A 17,946-nucleotide genomic window follows, 5' to 3' on the forward strand; every position below is an offset into this window, starting at 1 on the left:
AAACTTGCCCTTTCCTAAGCGTCACCCCATATCTAATCCATGATCAAGGTCACCCCAATCCTTTTGGCCATTCTATATGCGCTGGCCATGTACCGCTTCTCCGCTTGGCGCACGGCGAAGGAATTGGACGCGCGTTCCACGGAACTGGCCGATCCCAAGCTCAAGGCCCTGACCGACCGGATGGCCGCCGCCCTTGAATTGCCGCGCATCCGGGTTAACATCTATGAAATCGACCCGGTGAATGGCTTGGCCGCCCCGGATGGGCGCATTTTCATCACGCGCGGATTTTATAACCGGTTTCGCGCCGGTGAGGTAACGGATACGGAAATGGCCAGCGTGATTGCGCATGAAATGGGTCATGTCGCCCTCGGCCATTCGCGTCGCCGGATGATTGATTTTTCGGGTCAAAACGCGTTGCGCACCGCCCTGGCGATGGTTTTGGGGCGCTTCATTCCGGGTGTCGGCGTGTGGATTGCGGGGATGCTGACCACTCTGTTGGCCGCGCGCCTGTCGCGTTCGGATGAATATGAGGCAGACGCCTATGCTGCCGCCCTGCTGACCAAGGCCGGGATCGGCATCGCGCCCCAGATCAGCCTGTTTGAGAAACTGGAATCCCTGACACAGCAAAACGGCGGCAAACCGCCAGCGTGGATGTTGAGCCATCCCAAAACCGAAGAGCGCATCGCCGCCCTACGCGCGCTTGAAGCGAAATGGGGGGCACAAAACCCGATTGTCTAGAGGTGGCTCAGGGCCTTTGCCAGACGCGGCAAACGGGCTTTTTTCAACAGCGCGCGCATCTCCCAGTCTTTGCCGGACAGGCGGCGGGCCTCGGATAGAACCGCTTGCGCCACTTCCGCCACCGGCCCCGGATCATCCTGCCAGATGCGATGCAAATAGCCGTCTGGGTCCACACGTTCCAGCCCTTCTTCGGTCAAAACATCGCGCGGAAAATCTTTTGCATTCAACGTCATGATCGCGTCACTTGATGTGGCAACGGCCACCGCCAGCACATGGATGTCATCCGCGTCGGGCAACCAGAGCAACGCCTGCACATGTGGCACCGCGGCGGCTTCGGCCTTGGGCCACCCCGCCCGCAACAACGCGATTTCACCGCGCGCCTGAGCCTCACCTGTGGGCCCGAGCTTGATTGCCGCGCGCGCCCATTCCTCCAGGATGCGTTCCGACCAGACCGGCTCGAACGCGCCCTGCTTTGCCACGCCAAGCACCATTTCGCGCATCACCGTCGGATAGAGCACGCAGGTGTCGATAACGATCTTCATGGGCTCAAAGCTGGAAGAAGATGGATTTGAGATATCCGCTTTCTGCCAGCTGGGGCAGTTGCGGATGATCGGGTCCAGCAAAACCCGTGTGGATCAGGGAGGCGCGCCGTCCGGCCCGCCCGATCCCGCGCACACTGGCCACGCGGAAGGCCGACAGATCAGCCGCATGCGAGCAGGAACACAGGCCCAGAATACCGTTTTCCGCAACCAGGGGTGCGGCCAATCGTGCAAGACGTTCATAGGCGCGCAACCCCGCCTCCAAGGCCGGGCGCGCCGGCGCAAAGGCAGGCGGGTCACAGATGATCACGTCGAATTCCCGACCCTGCGCGCGCAATTCCGTCAGCGCATCAAAAGCATCCCCCTTGAGGACGCCAAACCGGTCCTGCACCCCCATCGCGCCAGCCCCCGCCTCTGCGAGATCCAGCGCGGGTTGCGATCCATCCACGGCCAAGGCCGTTGAAGCCCCGCCCGCCAGCGCGGCGAGTGAAAACCCACCGACATGGCTAAAGACATCCAACACCCGCGCACCGCGTGACATCGCGGCGGCAAAGGCGTGATTGGGCCGTTGATCGTAAAATATCCCGGTCTTCTGCCCGCCCAGAAGGTCGGCCATGTAAATGGCCCCGTTCATCGGGACCTGTACCGGGCCGTCCGGCGCGCGGCCTGCCAGAACGGCGTTGATGTCATCCAGACCTTCGAGCCCGCGCGTGCGCCCGGCGGCGTTTTTCAGCACGGTGGTGACCCCGGTCACCGATTGCAACGCGGCCGTGAGCTGGGCCAACAACATCTCGGCCCAGGCTGCATTGGGCTGCACAACGCAAATCTCATCGAAACGATCAATGACCACGCCCGGCAAACCATCCGCCTCAGCGTGGATCAAACGGTAAAACGGCGCGTCGAAAAACCGCGACCGCGCGGCGAGGGCCTTGGTGAGGCGGGTTTCAAACCAAGCCTGGTTGATATGCGCAGTGGGGTCTTGATCCAGCATCCGCGCGATGATCTTGGAGGTCGGGTTGACCGCGACAATACCCATCGGGGCGCGCGCATCATCCTGCAATTGCGCCAATGTGCCGGGGGCCAGGGCTTTGGTGCGCCGGTCCGTGACCAGCTCATTGGCATAGACCCAAGGGAATCCGTGGCGAATGGCCCTTGCATTGGTTTTGGGTTTCATCCGGACAACGGGGAGGTCATCGGGCGCGAGAGCGGGACTGGCGATAAGAGATGTCATAGCGCCCTCCTCTACTGCGTTACGGTGCCGGGCGAAAGATCACAAAAGCACGCAGTGTTATTTGACCGAAACGCCGCCGCATACAAAACCCTTGCATGCGCGCACCCCTTAACGGCCAAGACATTTCAATACCTCTCAGCAATGCACGAGCACCGGGATTGCGGGGGGATAAGACGGGATCCGTAAATATACGCCTGCCCCCGCGCCTCAATTGCGCGGTCGGGATCGCCATCCACCACGGCGGCGCGGTGTGGCCATGGACACCAGGCCTTCATTCATCACCTCGGTCATGGGGTGGTTGGTCTGCAACGCCCCATATTGCCCCAACAGGGCTTTCAAAACAACATGGGTGTCCTTTTCCACAGGGAGGCTCAGCGCCCAGTCGAGGAAGATGGTGCGACATTCGGCCTTTGTGATGCCCTCTATGCGGAAAGCCTCAAAGATCAGCCCTTTGGGGTCGTTGTCATCCCCTTTCATGGCGCAGAATTCCGTGCGTCGGGACCGGTAAGTGCTGCGTCGATCAAGCGCACGGCGGCATCGTAGCTGACGCGCAGGCGGTCTTGCAGACATTCCATCGTCTCCTCCTCCAAAACGCGCAACAAAAAGGATTGCCCCGCAGGCCCCAGCGCCTGAGCGTCCAGCGGTTTATCCGACAACAGGCGTGCCACCTGATGCAGCCTTGCGTAAAACGCATAGAAGGCCTTTAGGTCGCGCCCGTCTGCGTCCTTCAAAAGACCTGCTGCGACAGCGGCGTCCAGCCCGGTTTCGGTCTGCCCACTTGTGTCGCCCTGCATCAAGGCGCCCGCCTGCGCGAGAAGTTCGATTTCCTGTAGCCTGCCCGGACCGATTTTCGCATCCCACAGGCTGTTCGGCGCTTTTGCCGCCTGTATTCGCGCCCGCATCTGCGCCACCTCCGCGATGACATCGGATTTGACACGTTTTTTCTGCAACAGCTTGCGCAGATACGCGTCGATATCATCCGCCAATGGCTTGGGCCCCGCAATGGTCTTGGCGCGGGTCAAGGCAAGATGCTCCCAAACCCAGGCCTCCTCACTCTGATAGCTTTGAAAAGCCGCCCAGCTGGTTGCCACAGGCCCTTGGTTGCCTGAAGGGCGCAGGCGCATGTCGACCTCGAACAGCCGTCCCTGCGCCATCGGGGCGGTCAAGGCGGTGATCAGCGCCTGCGTCAGCCGCGCGTAATAGGGCCGTGTGGAGAGCGGTTTGGGACCGCTGGACATGTCGCATTCCAGCGGATCATAGATCACGATCAGATCGAGATCAGACGCCGCATTGAGCCGACCCGCCCCCAGCGAGCCCATGCCCAATACCACCGCCCCGCGTCCCGGTGGCGGCCCATGACGGATCGAGAACTGGTCAATGACCGCCGGCCAAATCACCGCCAGAACAGCGCGCGCGATGTCTGAATATTGCCGCGCCGCACCGTCGGGGGTGATGAGACCGCGCAGCATATGGACCCCGACCCGGAAATGCCACTCCTTACTCCAGCGGCGTGTGGCATCCAGCCGTGCTTCATAATCGGCTTCGGCGCGCAAACTCTGGCGCAACAGCTCTTCCAGACCCGATTGCTCCGGCCAGTCGGTAAAGAAATCCCCCCCGATCACCGCGTCAAACACACCGGCATTGCGCGACAGATATTGCGCCAACTCGCCCGACGTCCCGGTAATATCAATCAGCAGATCCATCAGCTGCGGGTTCGCTTCCAGCAGCGAGAACAACTGCACCCCGGCAGGCAAACCCGCCAGGAAGCGATCAAAGGTCAGGAGCGCATCCTCAGGGCGCGATGACCGCGCCAATCGGGACATCAGATCCGGGCGCAGGCGGCGAAAGATTTCACGGCTGCGTTCACTGCGCAGCGCCGGGTAGCTGAGCCAGCGGGTCAACATGTCACCGTCCAAAAGCGCCGACGCGCCCGGATCAGGGGTCGCAGGGGCAAAGAAGCCTTCGGTCATCTCATGCACCGCCCCCAATCGTTCTGCAAGCTCGCCTTGCAAGGTGGCCACGTCACAATCCATCAGGCAAGCCAGGCGTTCAAACCCTTCGTCACTGCCCGGCAGGCTATGGGTCTGCGCGTCCTGCACCATTTGCAAACGGTGCTCCACCGTGCGGTGCGCGACGTAATGATCCGCCAGCGATTGCGCCATGGGGCCTTCGACCCAACCCTTGGCGGCCAGCGCATGCAGGCTCTCGACCGTACCGCGCGTTCGCAATTCGGGATCGCGCCCCCCGGCGATCAATTGCCGCGTCTGGGTGAAAAATTCGATCTCGCGAATGCCACCGCGCCCCAGCTTCATGTTATGCCCCGGCAGCGTGATCGGCCCCCCCAGCCCCTTATGCTCGCGAATGGCCAGCCGCATGTCATGGGCGTCCTGAATGGCGGCAAAATCCAGATGCCGGCGCCACACGAAAGGCGTCAGCTCCTTGAGGAAACGGTTGCCCGCTTTGGCATCCCCCGCCGCCACACGCGCTTTGATATAGGCCGCCCGCTCCCAGGTCCGCCCGAGGCTTTCGTAATAGCGCTCTGCCGATTCCATCGCCATGCAAACCGGGGTGACGGCGGGATCAGGACGCAGGCGCAGGTCGGTGCGAAACACATAGCCCTGCGCGGTCATCTCGCTCAACGTGGCCGTCATTGCGCGTGTGGCGCGCACGAAACTGGCGCGCGCATCGTGAAAATCATCTCCATCAAAGCGGGTTTCGTCAAACAGGCAAATGAGATCAATATCAGAGGAGTAATTCAGCTCCCCTGCCCCCATCTTGCCCATGGCCAGCACGCACATGCCCGCGGCGTCCTCCAGATCGTCCTCGGTCATGCCGGGCAGCTTGCCGCGTTTGATCTGGATGGCAATCCCTGCGCGCAAGGCCGACTGGCAGGCCGCATCCGCGAAATCACTCAGAGCGCGCGTGACCTTTTCCAGCGGCCAGGCCCCGCCCAGATCCGCCAGCGCGCTCAATAAGGCAACGCGCCGCTTGCCCCGGCGCAGCGCATCGCCGATCCCCTCGGGCGGGGCGTTGCGCGCAGCTTTTATCTCGGTGGCAAGCGCGTCATCCGGCGCGGTCAATGCCTGCCGCAACCAGGCGGCCTCCTTTGCGATCAACCCTGCCAGATAGGGGCTGGAGCCTGCCGCCCCCCGGATCACCTCGCGGGCCTGCGGCGCGATATCGGGCACAGCCAGCACCGCCTCCGCCCCCCGATCAGGGTTGAAGGCGCGCGGACAACGGCTAAAGGCATCAACAAGTGTCATGGCATCCGTTTTTGCGCTTGCGTGGGGGAACGTCAATGGGGGACGAAAAGGGATAAGCGTGCCCTAGCTATCGGTCACAGCGGTTTATTTTCGAACACCGGGCATAAAATAACTCACCCTATCTTACTGATATATATAAGGTATATGCCTCAATGTAAAAAACATTCACATACCCTCTTGCAACCGGGGCGACATATGCCAATCTATTTAATGTGAAAGACATTCACATCCCGGACACACCGGACCCCGCAAACCTAAACCGAAAGGCATTTTCATGACCACGATCACAGATACCAGCCCTCTGGCGCACCGGCCCGGATGGTTTACACGCGCCGAAAACTGGCTGGACGCCAAGGGAAGAGGCGCATGGATTGCCGCCATGGTCCTCGGCTTTGTCTTCTTCTGGCCAGTCGGCCTCGCCCTTCTCTTCTACATGATCTGGAGCAAACGCATGTTTTCATCCTGCAACCGCAAAAGCACCTCGATGCGCCAGGGCATGAACGCCATGCGCCCCAGCGGCAACAGCGCCTTTGACGCCTATAAGACCGACACGCTGCGCCGCCTGGAGGAAGAACAGCACCAGTTCGAGGCTTTCCTGGAGCGCCTGCGGGATGCCAAGGACAAGGCGGAGTTCGACCAATTCATGAACGATCGCGCCGACAAGGCTGACAATAGCGCAGTACAAGCCTAAAAGACCGGTGCCGGGGCTCGCTCCGGCACGTCACCCTTACCAAAGAAGACCGAAATCATGACCACCCCAGACCCCCATGCACAGCCAGATTTTTACAAGGACGTCCCCCTCAAGCGCCTCCTGGCCTGGGGAGTCGATGCGCTTTTGACGTTTATCGCCTGCCTGGTCATCCTGCCTTTTACCGCCTTTACGGGGCTGTTTTTCTTTCCGCTGCTGTTTCTGGTCGTGGGATTCATTTACCGGATGATCACGATTGCCAATGGCTCTGCGACCTGGGGCATGCGCCTCTTTGCCATTGAACTGCGCCAGTCGAACGGCGCGCGCTTTGATGCCGGCAGCGCTTTTGCCCATACGCTCGGCTATACGCTCAGCTGGGCCATCTTCCCGTTGCAGCTGATTTCCATGGTTCTCATGGCAACATCCGAGCGGGGTCAGGGGCTGAGCGACCACGCTTTGGGCAGCGTCATGGTCAATCGCCGCGCAAACACGCGCTCATAAGGGGCAAACTACGCCTTGGCGGCTGGCACATGTCTTGTTATCCTGCGCTGAAACAGTCATGGAATCCAATGCGCCACACGCTTCCCATCGCCCCGCAATTCTATGTGACGGCTCCGCAGCCCTGCCCCTATCTCGAAGGGCGCATGGAGCGGAAGCTGTTCACGGCGTTGCAGGGAGAAAACGCGGATAAGCTCAACGACAGCCTGTCCCAGCAGGGGTTTCGCCGCTCGCAAAATGTGCTCTACCGCCCGTCCTGCGCGGAATGTTCGGCCTGTCTGAGCGCGCGCATCGACGTGAACGCCTTTACCGCCTCTCGCAGCCAGCGCCGCACGATGCACCGTAACGCCGATCTGAACCGTCGCGCCAGTTCGCCCTGGGCCTCGGAAGCGCAATACGAATTGTTCCGCACCTATCTGGACAGCCGCCACGCCGAGGGCGGCATGGCGGATATGGACGTCTTCGAGTTCGCCGCCATGATCGAAGAAACCCCGATCCGCAGCCGCGTGGTTGAATATACCGATGAGGCGAGCAAAGAGCTGATCGGGGTCAGCCTGACCGATGTGCTCTCGGATGGGTTGAGTATGGTTTATTCCTTCTATGCGCCCGATCATCTCAAACGCTCGCTCGGGACATATATGATCCTTGATCACATCAGGATCGCGCAGGAAGCGGGCCTGCCCTATTTGTACCTAGGCTATTGGGTGCCCGGCAGCCAGAAGATGGGCTATAAGGCGAAGTTCTCAGGACTTGAGGTCTACATCGGCGGGCAATGGCAGGCGATGCGCGATCCCGAAGCGTTCAGCGCCGACACCCATCCGCTCTCCACGGATCCGATTGCCGAACAGGTCGCGAATATTCACCTGCCGGATACGCGCCCGACGCGGTGAAGTAGATTCGGCAGGATTGCATACAAGAACGAAGCACTGGCACTTGTGGCTGATGTCTTGTGTTGCTCTGAACGCTGCGCATTTTGAGATCTGACGAACCTGACTGACGATTGAGCCTTCTCAATCAACGGACAGGAGAGTTTCCATGACAGATGAGAAGATGAGCCCGCTACGTGAGCGGATGATCGAGGATATACGTATCCATGGGATGTGCGACAAAGCTCAAAAAGCATATATCAGGGCGATTAAACATTTTGCCGAGTTCTTGAAGCGGTCCCCTGACACCGCCACGCCGGATGATTTGCGCGCCTATCAGCTTCATATGACCGATACGGAAGTGACCCCGCCGACGTTTAATGCTCGAATCATGGCGCCGCGGTTTCTATTTGGTACCACCTGTGACCGTGGGGAGATGAAGCGCTATATGCAGTTCCGGACGCAGCCGCGCAGGCTGCCGACGGTTCTGAGTATCGAAGAGGTGTCCGAGGTCATTGTGGCGGCCCCTGGGCCAGGTCTCAAATATCGCGCGGCACTCAGTATCAGCTATGGAGCGGGTTTACGGGCGTCTGAAGTCTGTAGCCTCAAAGTCAGCGACATTGATAGCGACCGGATGCTGATCCACGTTGACGAGGGCAAAGGCGGCAAGGACCGCAAGGTGATGCTGTCGCCTGACCTATTGGACCTGCTACGCGACTACTGGCGCGAGGCGCAGCCTGCGGGGTGGTTGTTTCCGGGTAAACCCAAGATCAACCCAATCTCTGCACGACAGTTAAGTCGGGCATTCAACTCAGCCAAGCATTTGGTAGGTATTTCCAAGCCCGCAACTTTACACACGCTGCGGCACAGCTTTGCCACGGACCTGTTGGAGGCAAACATCGACGTCCGGGTGATCCAAGTGTTGCTCGACCACGCCAAGCTGAGCACGACGGCGCGTTCCTCCTAGTCATGTTTCCCAACGCGGGCCGCCGTCGCACAGAAACGAAACCCTTCGCTCAGGCCAGCATCGAAAAACCTTAAACAAAGGACGAAGCCGCTGCCGCGGCAATGGCGATTGTTGCGGGTGTTGTGCGCTGACTTTAGCCGTGTGGATTTTGAGATTTAACGAACCTGTCTGACGATTGAGGCTTCTCAATCAACGGACAGGAGTTCCCCATGACACATGAGAAGATGACCCCGCTTCGGGAGCGGATGATGGAAGACATGCGCATCCACGGGATGGGCGACAAGGCTCAGAAGGCGCACATTCGGGCGATCAAACACTTTTCTGGTTTTCTTGGGCGCTCGCCCGATACCGCCACGCCAGATGATCTTCGGGCGTATCAGTTGCATATGACCGATACGGAAGTGACACCGCCCACATTCAACGCGCGGATCATGGCGCTGCGGTTCCTGTTCGGTACAACCTGCAACCGTGAAGACATGAAGAAGTACATGCAGTTCCGCACGCAGCCACGCAGGCTGCCAACAGTGCTGAGTATCGAAGATGTTTCGGAGCTTCTTGCTGCGGCACCCGGCCCGGGTCTGAAGTATCGGGCGGCGCTAAGTATTTCCTATGGTGCGGGTCTGCGGGCATCTGAGGTTTGCAATCTCAAGGTCAGCGATATCGATAGTGACCGGATGTTAATCCATGTCGATGAAGGCAAGGGGCGCAAGGACCGCAAGGTCATGCTGTCACCCGATCTCTTGGACTTGTTGCGTGACTATTGGTGCGAAGCGCGCCCCGAGGGATGGCTCTTTCCGGGCAAGCCGAAGATCAATCCGGTCACGTCGAGGCAATTGGGTCGGGCGTTCAACTCGGCCAAACATCTGGTTGGTATTTCAAAGCCAGCCACGCTGCATACCTTGCGGCACAGCTTTGCCACCCATCTTATGGAGGCTGGAACGGATGTGCGGGTGATTCAGGTCTTACTGGGTCACGCCAAGCTGAGCACGACAGCGCGTTATACCCATGTTGCGACTAAAACAATCCGGGATACGCCCAGCCCGTTTGAAGCTCTCAAAAGGCTGAACGTACAGACCCGCAAGCGCAGACGGGAATAACCGAGGCCGGGTGCCCCGGCCAGAACTGGAGATTGCGGATATTTTCCGAAAGTTTGGTCCTGCGTGGCGGCAGGTCAATAAGGGCCATGTCAACCTGTCCCAGCTCAAAGTGATGTCCTCAATCGAAGCCTGCCGAACTGAGGCGCTCGGCGGGCATGTGGCGGCCTGTACCAAATGCAACCACATGCACATTGCGTACAATAGCTGCAAGAACCGGCACTGTCCCAAGTGCCAGAGTCCGGCCGCGCGCGACTGGATGGAAGCGCGCGCCGAGGATCTGCTGCCCGTGGAATATTTCCATGTCGTCTTCACGTTGCCTGCGCAGATCGCTCGTATCGCCTACTGGAACAAGAAGGCCGTCTATGGCCTACTGTTCAAAGCGTCTGCGCAAACGGTGATGACAATTGCAGCCGATCCCAAACGGCTCGGCGCGCGGGTTGGCATGACCAGCGTCCTTCATACGTGGGGGTCGGCACTTACGCACCATCCCCATGTCCACATGATTGTCCCAGGCGGCGGTCTGTCGTCAGATGGCAAGAGATGGATCGCTTGCAAGCCGGGGTTCTTTCTACATGTGCGGGTGTTGTCACGACTGTTCCGGCGGCTGTTTATCGAAGGGCTGCTTGCCCTGCACCGCGCAGGTGAACTGTCCTTCTTCGGCGATCTGAACGGGCTGTCGGACCCACAGGCCTTCGCCGCATATCTCGCCCCACTGCGCAAAACCAAATGGGTGGTCTATGCCAAACCGCCATTCGGCGGGCCCGAAGCCGTGCTCGCCTATCTCAGCCGCTACACGCACCGCATCGCCATCTCAAACAGCCGTTTGATCAGTGCCGATGCCAACACCGTTGCGTTCCGATGGAAAGATTATCGCTTCAAATCTGGTGACGGGCGATCCGTCATGCACCTTTCCACATCAGAGTTCATCCGCCGCTTTCTGATCCATGTGCTACCGGACCGGTTCCACCGCATCCGCCATTATGGCCTGCTCGCCAGTTCGACCCGTAAGGCTAACATCGCAAAAGCTCGGACCTTACTTGGCGCACAAACCGCCAAACAGGATGACCCACCAGTCGCCGAGGTCATCCCGCTCACACTGCGAGACCCATGCCCCGGCTGCGGCGGGAAAATGCGCATCATCGAGACCTTCCGGCGGGGCCAAAGACCACAATCCCGCGCACCACCCAGAAAGGCCGCAGCATGACGGGGCGCACGTCATCAATCAAAGACCATTCCCCGAACTGCATCGCGTTTTGGGCTGGTATCGGCTTGGGTGAAGGAAAATTGATGGCGTCCAATGCGCCCAAACTGGTGCCAAGCCACTCCGAAAAAGACGCTCAAGGGCACCAATCCATGAGAAATGATGCCAAGCAATTCCATCTCGCAGCATCCTCGGCTGAACCTGATTGGCGCTTCCCCCATAGCGCGCGCCCAGACCCCACGGCTTCCTCCTAGTCATGTTTCCCAACGCGGGCCACACTCACACTAAGCCGAAAAGTCGCGCACAGGCCCGCATCGAAAAACCTTAAACAAGGACGAAGCCGCTGCCGCGGCAATGGCGATTGTTGCGGGTGTTGTGCGCTGACTTTAGCCGTGTGGATTTTGAGATTTAACGAACCTGTCTGACGATTGAGGCTTCTCAATCAACGGACAGGAGTTCCCCATGACACATGAGAAGATGACCCCGCTTCGGGAGCGGATGATGGAAGACATGCGCATCCACGGGATGGGCGACAAGGCTCAGAAGGCGCACATTCGGGCGATCAAACACTTTTCTGGTTTTCTTGGGCGCTCGCCCGATACCGCCACGCCAGATGATCTTCGGGCGTATCAGTTGCATATGACCGATACGGAAGTGACACCGCCCACATTCAACGCGCGGATCATGGCGCTGCGGTTCCTGTTCGGTACAACCTGCAACCGTGAAGACATGAAGAAGTACATGCAGTTCCGCACGCAGCCACGCAGGCTGCCAACAGTGCTGAGTATCGAAGATGTTTCGGAGCTTCTTGCTGCGGCACCCGGCCCGGGTCTGAAGTATCGGGCGGCGCTAAGTATTTCCTATGGTGCGGGTCTGCGGGCATCTGAGGTTTGCAATCTCAAGGTCAGCGATATCGATAGTGACCGGATGTTAATCCATGTCGATGAAGGCAAGGGGCGCAAGGACCGCAAGGTCATGCTGTCACCCGATCTCTTGGACTTGTTGCGTGACTATTGGTGCGAAGCGCGCCCCGAGGGATGGCTCTTTCCGGGCAAGCCGAAGATCAATCCGGTCACGTCGAGGCAATTGGGTCGGGCGTTCAACTCGGCCAAACATCTGGTTGGTATTTCAAAGCCAGCCACGCTGCATACCTTGCGGCACAGCTTTGCCACCCATCTTATGGAGGCTGGAACGGATGTGCGGGTGATTCAGGTCTTACTGGGTCACGCCAAGCTGAGCACGACAGCGCGTTATACCCATGTTGCGACTAAAACAATCCGGGATACGCCCAGCCCGTTTGAAGCTCTCAAAAGGCTGAACGTACAGACCCGCAAGCGCAGACGGGAATAACCGAGGCCGGGTGCCCCGGCCAGAACTGGAGATTGCGGATATTTTCCGAAAGTTTGGTCCTGCGTGGCGGCAGGTCAATAAGGGCCATGTCAACCTGTCCCAGCTCAAAGTGATGTCCTCAATCGAAGCCTGCCGAACTGAGGCGCTCGGCGGGCATGTGGCGGCCTGTACCAAATGCAACCACATGCACATTGCGTACAATAGCTGCAAGAACCGGCACTGTCCCAAGTGCCAGAGTCCGGCCGCGCGCGACTGGATGGAAGCGCGCGCCGAGGATCTGCTGCCCGTGGAATATTTCCATGTCGTCTTCACGTTGCCTGCGCAGATCGCTCGTATCGCCTACTGGAACAAGAAGGCCGTCTATGGCCTACTGTTCAAAGCGTCTGCGCAAACGGTGATGACAATTGCAGCCGATCCCAAACGGCTCGGCGCGCGGGTTGGCATGACCAGCGTCCTTCATACGTGGGGGTCGGCACTTACGCACCATCCCCATGTCCACATGATTGTCCCAGGCGGCGGTCTGTCGTCAGATGGCAAGAGATGGATCGCTTGCAAGCCGGGGTTCTTTCTACATGTGCGGGTGTTGTCACGACTGTTCCGGCGGCTGTTTATCGAAGGGCTGCTTGCCCTGCACCGCGCAGGTGAACTGTCCTTCTTCGGCGATCTGAACGGGCTGTCGGACCCACAGGCCTTCGCCGCATATCTCGCCCCACTGCGCAAAACCAAATGGGTGGTCTATGCCAAACCGCCATTCGGCGGGCCCGAAGCCGTGCTCGCCTATCTCAGCCGCTACACGCACCGCATCGCCATCTCAAACAGCCGTTTGATCAGTGCCGATGCCAACACCGTTGCGTTCCGATGGAAAGATTATCGCTTCAAATCTGGTGACGGGCGATCCGTCATGCACCTTTCCACATCAGAGTTCATCCGCCGCTTTCTGATCCATGTGCTACCGGACCGGTTCCACCGCATCCGCCATTATGGCCTGCTCGCCAGTTCGACCCGTAAGGCTAACATCGCAAAAGCTCGGACCTTACTTGGCGCACAAACCGCCAAACAGGATGACCCACCAGTCGCCGAGGTCATCCCGCTCACACTGCGAGACCCATGCCCCGGCTGCGGCGGGAAAATGCGCATCATCGAGACCTTCCGGCGGGGCCAAAGACCACAATCCCGCGCACCACCCAGAAAGGCCGCAGCATGACGGGGCGCACGTCATCAATCAAAGACCATTCCCCGAACTGCATCGCGTTTTGGGCTGGTATCGGCTTGGGTGAAGGAAAATTGATGGCGTCCAATGCGCCCAAACTGGTGCCAAGCCACTCCGAAAAAGACGCTCAAGGGCACCAATCCATGAGAAATGATGCCAAGCAATTCCATCTCGCAGCATCCTCGGCTGAACCTGATTGGCGCTTCCCCCATAGCGCGCGCCCAGACCCCACGGCTTCCTCCTAGTCATGTTTCCCAACGCGGGCCACACTCACACTAAGCCGAAAAGTCGCGCACAGGCCCGCATCGAAAAACCTTAAACAAAGCCGACCTTAGCTGCACTTGCGTCAATGTCCGGCTTGGCAAAATATTCAAAAAACGTTCGTTTTCGGGAGGGTCAGCGCTACAACAATGAATGGCTATTAATCTATTCGATGACAGGACCAGACAACCAATGGCGCGCTGATCGTATCTACTGGACTGGACCTGTCGCGGTTTGATGCCGCTCCTTTGATAGCATTTACTGCACCAAAGGAGACGGGCTATGGGACTGAAACGGACGGACGAATTCCGCCAAGATGCAATGCGTATCGCATTGACCAGTGGGCTGACGCGCAAGCAGGTGGCTGACGATCTGGGTGTCGGGATGTCGACGCTGAACAAATGGATCACCGCGCACCGAGATACAGACGTGGTGTCGAAAGAGGATTTGAGCCTCGCTCAAGAGAATGATCGACTTCGACGGGAGAACCGACTCCTGAAGGAGAAGAGGGAGATCTTAAAAAGGGCCACCCAGTTCTTCGCGGGCCTAAAGCAATGAGATTTAGGTTTATCCACTGCCCGGCAGTGCATTGAAAATGCACGAGAGGGGAAGAACACAGGTGCAGCTTCCCAGCCAACCGGTTGTGCAATGTTGTGGGCGTCAGCACAAGCGGGCTACGCGCATTCCGCAACCGTCCTGCCAGCCGAAGACGGCGGTCTGACTTGGTCACGCTTGCGCACATCCATTGCCCGGCAGTGTATTGAAAATACATGAGAGGGAAGGAGCGGTCCCGTCTCAGCCCGGGCAGCTATGGTCGACCGCGCATGACTGAAGAGCTGAAGGAGATCGGTCTGAATGTTGGCCATCGTCGTGTTGGTCGTCTGATGCGTCAGAACGGAATAACCGTGGTCAGGACCCGTAAACACAAGGTCACAACCATTGCCCGGCAGGCGATTGCACAGCAATCTGCTGAGAGGGGGACAGCGACCATAAGTTCAACATAGCGCCGAACCTGCTGGATCGGGACTTCACCGCAGATGCGCCAAATCAGAAGTGGGCTGGTGACATCAGCTACGTTTGGACCCGAGAGGGTTGGTTGTACCTGGCTGTCATCCTCGACCTGCATTCAAGGCGCGTCGTTGGTTGGGCCGTCAGTAATCGCATGAAGCGCGATCTGGCAATTAGGGCGCTGAAGATGGCGATTGCATTCCGGTTACCGCCGAAAGACTGCATTTATTACCCGACAGGCGATTACAAGGTAATCTGCCGAGAGGGCACCACACGGATCGCGGCAGCCAATATTGTTCTCATGATTATCAGAAGGTCCTGCGCCAGTTTGCTGTTCTTCGTTGTTCACTTTGCTCGAATCTTTTTCGGTCATCCGATCAGGATCTAAGCTGTTTTTGTTCACACAACAATGCCCGCCAAATCCCAATTGCCGATCTTCAGGACCATACCAAGAACCCTCCTTTTTGGCACGCCTACAAAAGTCCTCGTTTAATGCTTCCACAAACCCTGTTCAAAACCCAAGTGGTTGTTGAACGTTTTTGCCTCCACCGTGATAGCTAAACATTAGCCGCAATGCAGAAATGCAGTGAGGAGGGCTCACCGCCAACGTTCCGGTTCGTTCTGTAATCCTGAGGACGTGTCCGTCTCGCCCTCAGGTAACGCGATCAATTCGGAATCAGATCCGGGATGATCGTCACGATACCGGGGAAGGTCCACAGGAGTGCGAGCCCTGCGACCTGGATCATCACAAAAGGGATGATGCCGCGGTAGATGTGGCCTGTCGTGACCTCTTTGGGGGCCACGCCGCGCAAATAGAAGAGCGCAAAGCCAAAGGGCGGCGTCAGGAAGGAGGTTTGCAGGTTCACCGCGATCATGATCGTCACCCATTTAGGATCGAAGCTGCCGCCATAGATGACCGGCCCCACGATCGGGATCACGATGTAGATGATTTCGAGGAAATCGAGCACGAAACCCAGCACGAAGAGCACCAGCATGACGATCAGGAAGACCTTGAACTCATCATCGAAGCTCTTGAGAAACTGCTGGATGTAATGCTCGCCGCCAAAGGAGATCACCACGAGGTTCAAAAGCTGCGAGCCGATCAGGATAGTAAAGACCATCGATGTGACCTTGGCGGTTTCACGCACGACCGGGCTCAACACGCCGGAAGTATAGAGGATCCAGCAGGAGAACAGCAGACCAAACAGCGCATAGAGATAGGCTGCATAGGCGACAAAGAAGGCGACCCAGCTTTGAAAGCCCACGTCTTCCTGATTGATCCTGAGATCAAAATTGATGCCCACAAGGATGCAGACCATGATTGCCAGCGTCGACCAGATGATCGCCTTGGGCGAGCGGTCCTGGTCCTTGAGCTTGCGGTAGGCGGCGAGCATGATCGCCCCGCCTGCGCCGAGGGCTGCGGCCGGTGTCGGGTTGGTGATGCCGCCAAGAATGGAGCCAAGCACCGCCACAATCAGGACAAGCGGTGGGAAGACCACGCGGATCAGCTCATTCGTGGCGCAGATTTTGGTGGCATAGACCACGCCGTACATGAGGGCTGCGAAGGGCAGCGCCATCAGCACCACCAGAACGCCTGCCGATGTCGCGGGGCTGATCAGGGCGATGTCCACAAGGATCATCAGCACCGCCCCCAACCCGCCAATCAGAAGGGGTCGCGTTGAACTGGTCGGCGACACACCCCGCGCGGTTGTGAGGAACAGACCGGTCAGTACGAGTATGATCGCGATACCTGTTCCGATGGGGGCCGCATTGGCGATCTTATCCGCTTGGGCCTGCACCAATTCCTCTTCGGTCAGGCGCTCGGATTGTTGAATCCCACCCGCTTCATTGATCACGGTCTGCTCGGTGAGGGCCGCGTCCCATGCCGCCTGACCGTGCAATTCGATCATGGAAGCCTGGCATTCCGGACCCACATTGGTGCGCAGCGATGCGCCCTGCCCGATGTCGGAATAGCGTGAGACATTTGTCGACTGATCCCCGATGATCCCAAGGTTGCCCAATAAGATCGCGCCCACAATCAGCGCGATAGGAGCACCGAGAAACCAGGTGAAGGCTTCCGAGCGGGTGACCGGTTCGGCATTGGTGCTGCCCATCGGCACGGCGGGGGCTTTGTCCGGATTGAGCAGCGCAAAGCCGAAAGCATAAAGCGCGTAGAGCAACGCCAGCATGATGCCCGGCAGCAACGCGGCCTGAAACAATGTCCCAACCGAAAGCACAGCAGGCTCACCGAGGAAGGTCAGCGCGTCCGTACACCCGGCAACGACTGCGCGTTTTTCCTGTGCGGCGGAGTAGAGATCACCCGCCAACGTACCCAGCAGGACGATCACAATGGAGGGCGGGATGATCTGCCCAAGTGTGCCGGAGGCGGCAATCACGCCGGTGGAAAGTTCAGGCGAGTAGCCATTGCGCAGCATGGTGGGCAAGGCAAGCAGCCCCATGGTGACAACCGTCGCACCCACGATGCCGGTCGAGGCCGCAAGGAACGCGCCCACAACCACGATGGAGACCGCAAGACCACCGGGCAGCGGGCCAAAGACGCGCGCCATCGTTGTCAGCAGGTCATTGGCGATTTTCGAGCGCTCCAGCGTGATGCCCATCAGCACGAACATCAAAACCGCCAGCAGGGTTTCGATAGATTGCCCCGCGAGCACGCGTTCATTCATACGGTTCACAACAAAGGAGACGTTGCGGTCAAGCGCGACTTCCCAGCCGCTGGGAAAAACGGCCTCTGCGATGCGCGGGAGTTCGGGGTATCGGAACAGAGATATCGTATCGGCCTTGACGCCCGAGTTTACCAGATCGCGGTAGGCTTGCGAGCTTTGGTCGATCGCCTGATGGATCAGCAACCCCGCGGAGTCGAGCGCGGCGATGATGCCAAAGGAGATGATGCCCGCGCCGGCGATGGCAAAAGCCACCGGAAAGCCCGACAAAATGCCGCCAAACAGGCATATGAAAACGATAATGAGGCCAACTTCGACGCCGTCCAAACCGAAAAACATGTCGTTATG

The 17,946-nt window shown here is 58.8% G+C and carries 16 protein-coding genes and 1 pseudogene; 10 read left to right on the plus strand and 7 right to left on the minus strand.

Annotation, left to right across the window (positions count from 1 at the left end):
- The first annotated feature begins 39 nt into the window (after positions 1-39).
- Complete coding sequence (locus ROLI_RS10960; RefSeq protein ID WP_187431009.1) at positions 40-738, plus strand: M48 family metalloprotease; 699 nt, start codon at positions 40-42, stop codon at positions 736-738.
- On the opposite strand, the gene ROLI_RS10965 is transcribed toward ROLI_RS10960, so the two are convergent.
- From ROLI_RS10965 to ROLI_RS10980, 4 genes are all read right to left on the minus strand, one after another.
- A complete protein-coding gene (locus ROLI_RS10965) occupies positions 735-1,280 on the minus strand; it encodes an RSP_2648 family PIN domain-containing protein (RefSeq protein WP_187431010.1) in 546 nt (181 codons plus the stop codon). The two genes, ROLI_RS10960 and ROLI_RS10965, sit on opposite strands and share 4 nt — an antisense overlap.
- Before the next feature lie 4 nt (positions 1,281-1,284).
- Positions 1,285-2,508, minus strand: a complete 1,224-nt coding sequence (locus tag ROLI_RS10970) for an RSP_2647 family RNA methyltransferase (protein WP_187431011.1) — start codon at positions 2,506-2,508, stop codon at positions 1,285-1,287.
- Between the two features lie 207 nt (positions 2,509-2,715).
- A complete protein-coding gene (locus ROLI_RS10975; RefSeq protein ID WP_187431012.1) occupies positions 2,716-2,985 on the minus strand; it encodes a hypothetical protein in 270 nt (89 codons plus the stop codon).
- The gene (locus ROLI_RS10980) at positions 2,982-5,771 is read right to left on the minus strand and encodes a glutamine-synthetase adenylyltransferase (protein WP_187431013.1); all 2,790 of its coding nucleotides are present in this window, start codon (positions 5,769-5,771) and stop codon (positions 2,982-2,984) included. Before ROLI_RS10980 ends, ROLI_RS10975 begins: the two co-directional genes overlap by 4 nt.
- Positions 5,772-6,045: 274 nt before the next feature.
- Here ROLI_RS10980 and ROLI_RS10985 point away from each other — a divergent pair, with 274 nt between their 5' ends.
- The 6 genes from ROLI_RS10985 to ROLI_RS11010 all read left to right on the plus strand — a co-directional run bounded on the left by ROLI_RS10985 (position 6,046) and on the right by ROLI_RS11010 (position 11,091).
- Positions 6,046-6,462 carry a DUF2852 domain-containing protein gene (locus ROLI_RS10985; RefSeq protein WP_187431014.1) on the plus strand — a complete coding sequence of 139 codons (417 nt, stop codon included), beginning with the start codon at positions 6,046-6,048 and terminating at the stop codon, positions 6,460-6,462.
- Positions 6,463-6,519: 57 nt separating this feature from the next.
- Positions 6,520-6,960: an RDD family protein gene (locus tag ROLI_RS10990; RefSeq protein WP_187431015.1), complete on the plus strand. Its 441-nt coding sequence runs from the start codon at positions 6,520-6,522 to the stop codon at positions 6,958-6,960.
- A 68-nt stretch (positions 6,961-7,028) separates the two neighbouring features.
- Positions 7,029-7,847 carry an arginyltransferase gene (locus ROLI_RS10995; protein ID WP_187431016.1) on the plus strand — a complete coding sequence of 273 codons (819 nt, stop codon included), beginning with the start codon at positions 7,029-7,031 and terminating at the stop codon, positions 7,845-7,847.
- Positions 7,848-7,992: 145 nt separating this feature from the next.
- Positions 7,993-8,790: a site-specific integrase gene (locus ROLI_RS11000; RefSeq protein WP_222869594.1), complete on the plus strand. Its 798-nt coding sequence runs from the start codon at positions 7,993-7,995 to the stop codon at positions 8,788-8,790.
- Positions 8,791-8,999: 209 nt separating this feature from the next.
- Entirely contained in the window at positions 9,000-9,887 is an 888-nt protein-coding gene (locus ROLI_RS11005; RefSeq protein ID WP_187431423.1) for a site-specific integrase, read from the plus strand.
- 10 nt (positions 9,888-9,897) lie between these two features.
- Positions 9,898-11,091 carry an IS91 family transposase gene (locus tag ROLI_RS11010; RefSeq protein ID WP_187431424.1) on the plus strand — a complete coding sequence of 398 codons (1,194 nt, stop codon included), beginning with the start codon at positions 9,898-9,900 and terminating at the stop codon, positions 11,089-11,091.
- A gap of 14 nt (positions 11,092-11,105) precedes the next feature.
- Here the strand turns inward: ROLI_RS11010 and ROLI_RS11015 are convergent, their stop codons facing one another.
- Positions 11,106-11,267: a hypothetical protein gene (locus ROLI_RS11015; protein WP_187431425.1), complete on the minus strand. Its 162-nt coding sequence runs from the start codon at positions 11,265-11,267 to the stop codon at positions 11,106-11,108.
- A gap of 283 nt (positions 11,268-11,550) precedes the next feature.
- Between ROLI_RS11015 and ROLI_RS11020 the strand changes: the two genes are divergently transcribed.
- The gene (locus ROLI_RS11020; RefSeq protein ID WP_187431423.1) at positions 11,551-12,438 is read left to right on the plus strand and encodes a site-specific integrase; all 888 of its coding nucleotides are present in this window, start codon (positions 11,551-11,553) and stop codon (positions 12,436-12,438) included.
- Between the two features lie 10 nt (positions 12,439-12,448).
- Entirely contained in the window at positions 12,449-13,642 is a 1,194-nt protein-coding gene (locus ROLI_RS11025) for an IS91 family transposase (protein WP_187431424.1), read from the plus strand.
- Positions 13,643-13,656: 14 nt separating this feature from the next.
- On the opposite strand, the gene ROLI_RS11030 is transcribed toward ROLI_RS11025, so the two are convergent.
- Positions 13,657-13,818: a hypothetical protein gene (locus ROLI_RS11030; protein WP_187431425.1), complete on the minus strand. Its 162-nt coding sequence runs from the start codon at positions 13,816-13,818 to the stop codon at positions 13,657-13,659.
- Positions 13,819-14,191: 373 nt separating this feature from the next.
- Here ROLI_RS11030 and ROLI_RS11035 point away from each other — a divergent pair.
- Positions 14,192-15,244 (plus strand): annotated as a pseudogene (locus ROLI_RS11035) (IS3 family transposase); the annotation flags it as partial.
- Between the two features lie 338 nt (positions 15,245-15,582).
- On the opposite strand, the gene ROLI_RS11040 reads toward ROLI_RS11035, so the two are convergent.
- Positions 15,583-17,937 carry a TRAP transporter large permease subunit gene (locus tag ROLI_RS11040; RefSeq protein ID WP_187432308.1) on the minus strand — a complete coding sequence of 785 codons (2,355 nt, stop codon included), beginning with the start codon at positions 17,935-17,937 and terminating at the stop codon, positions 15,583-15,585.
- Positions 17,938-17,946: the final 9 nt, after the last annotated feature.

The sequence above is a fragment of the Roseobacter fucihabitans genome, assembly GCF_014337925.2.
Taxonomy (GTDB): Bacteria; Pseudomonadota; Alphaproteobacteria; order Rhodobacterales; family Rhodobacteraceae; genus Roseobacter; species Roseobacter fucihabitans.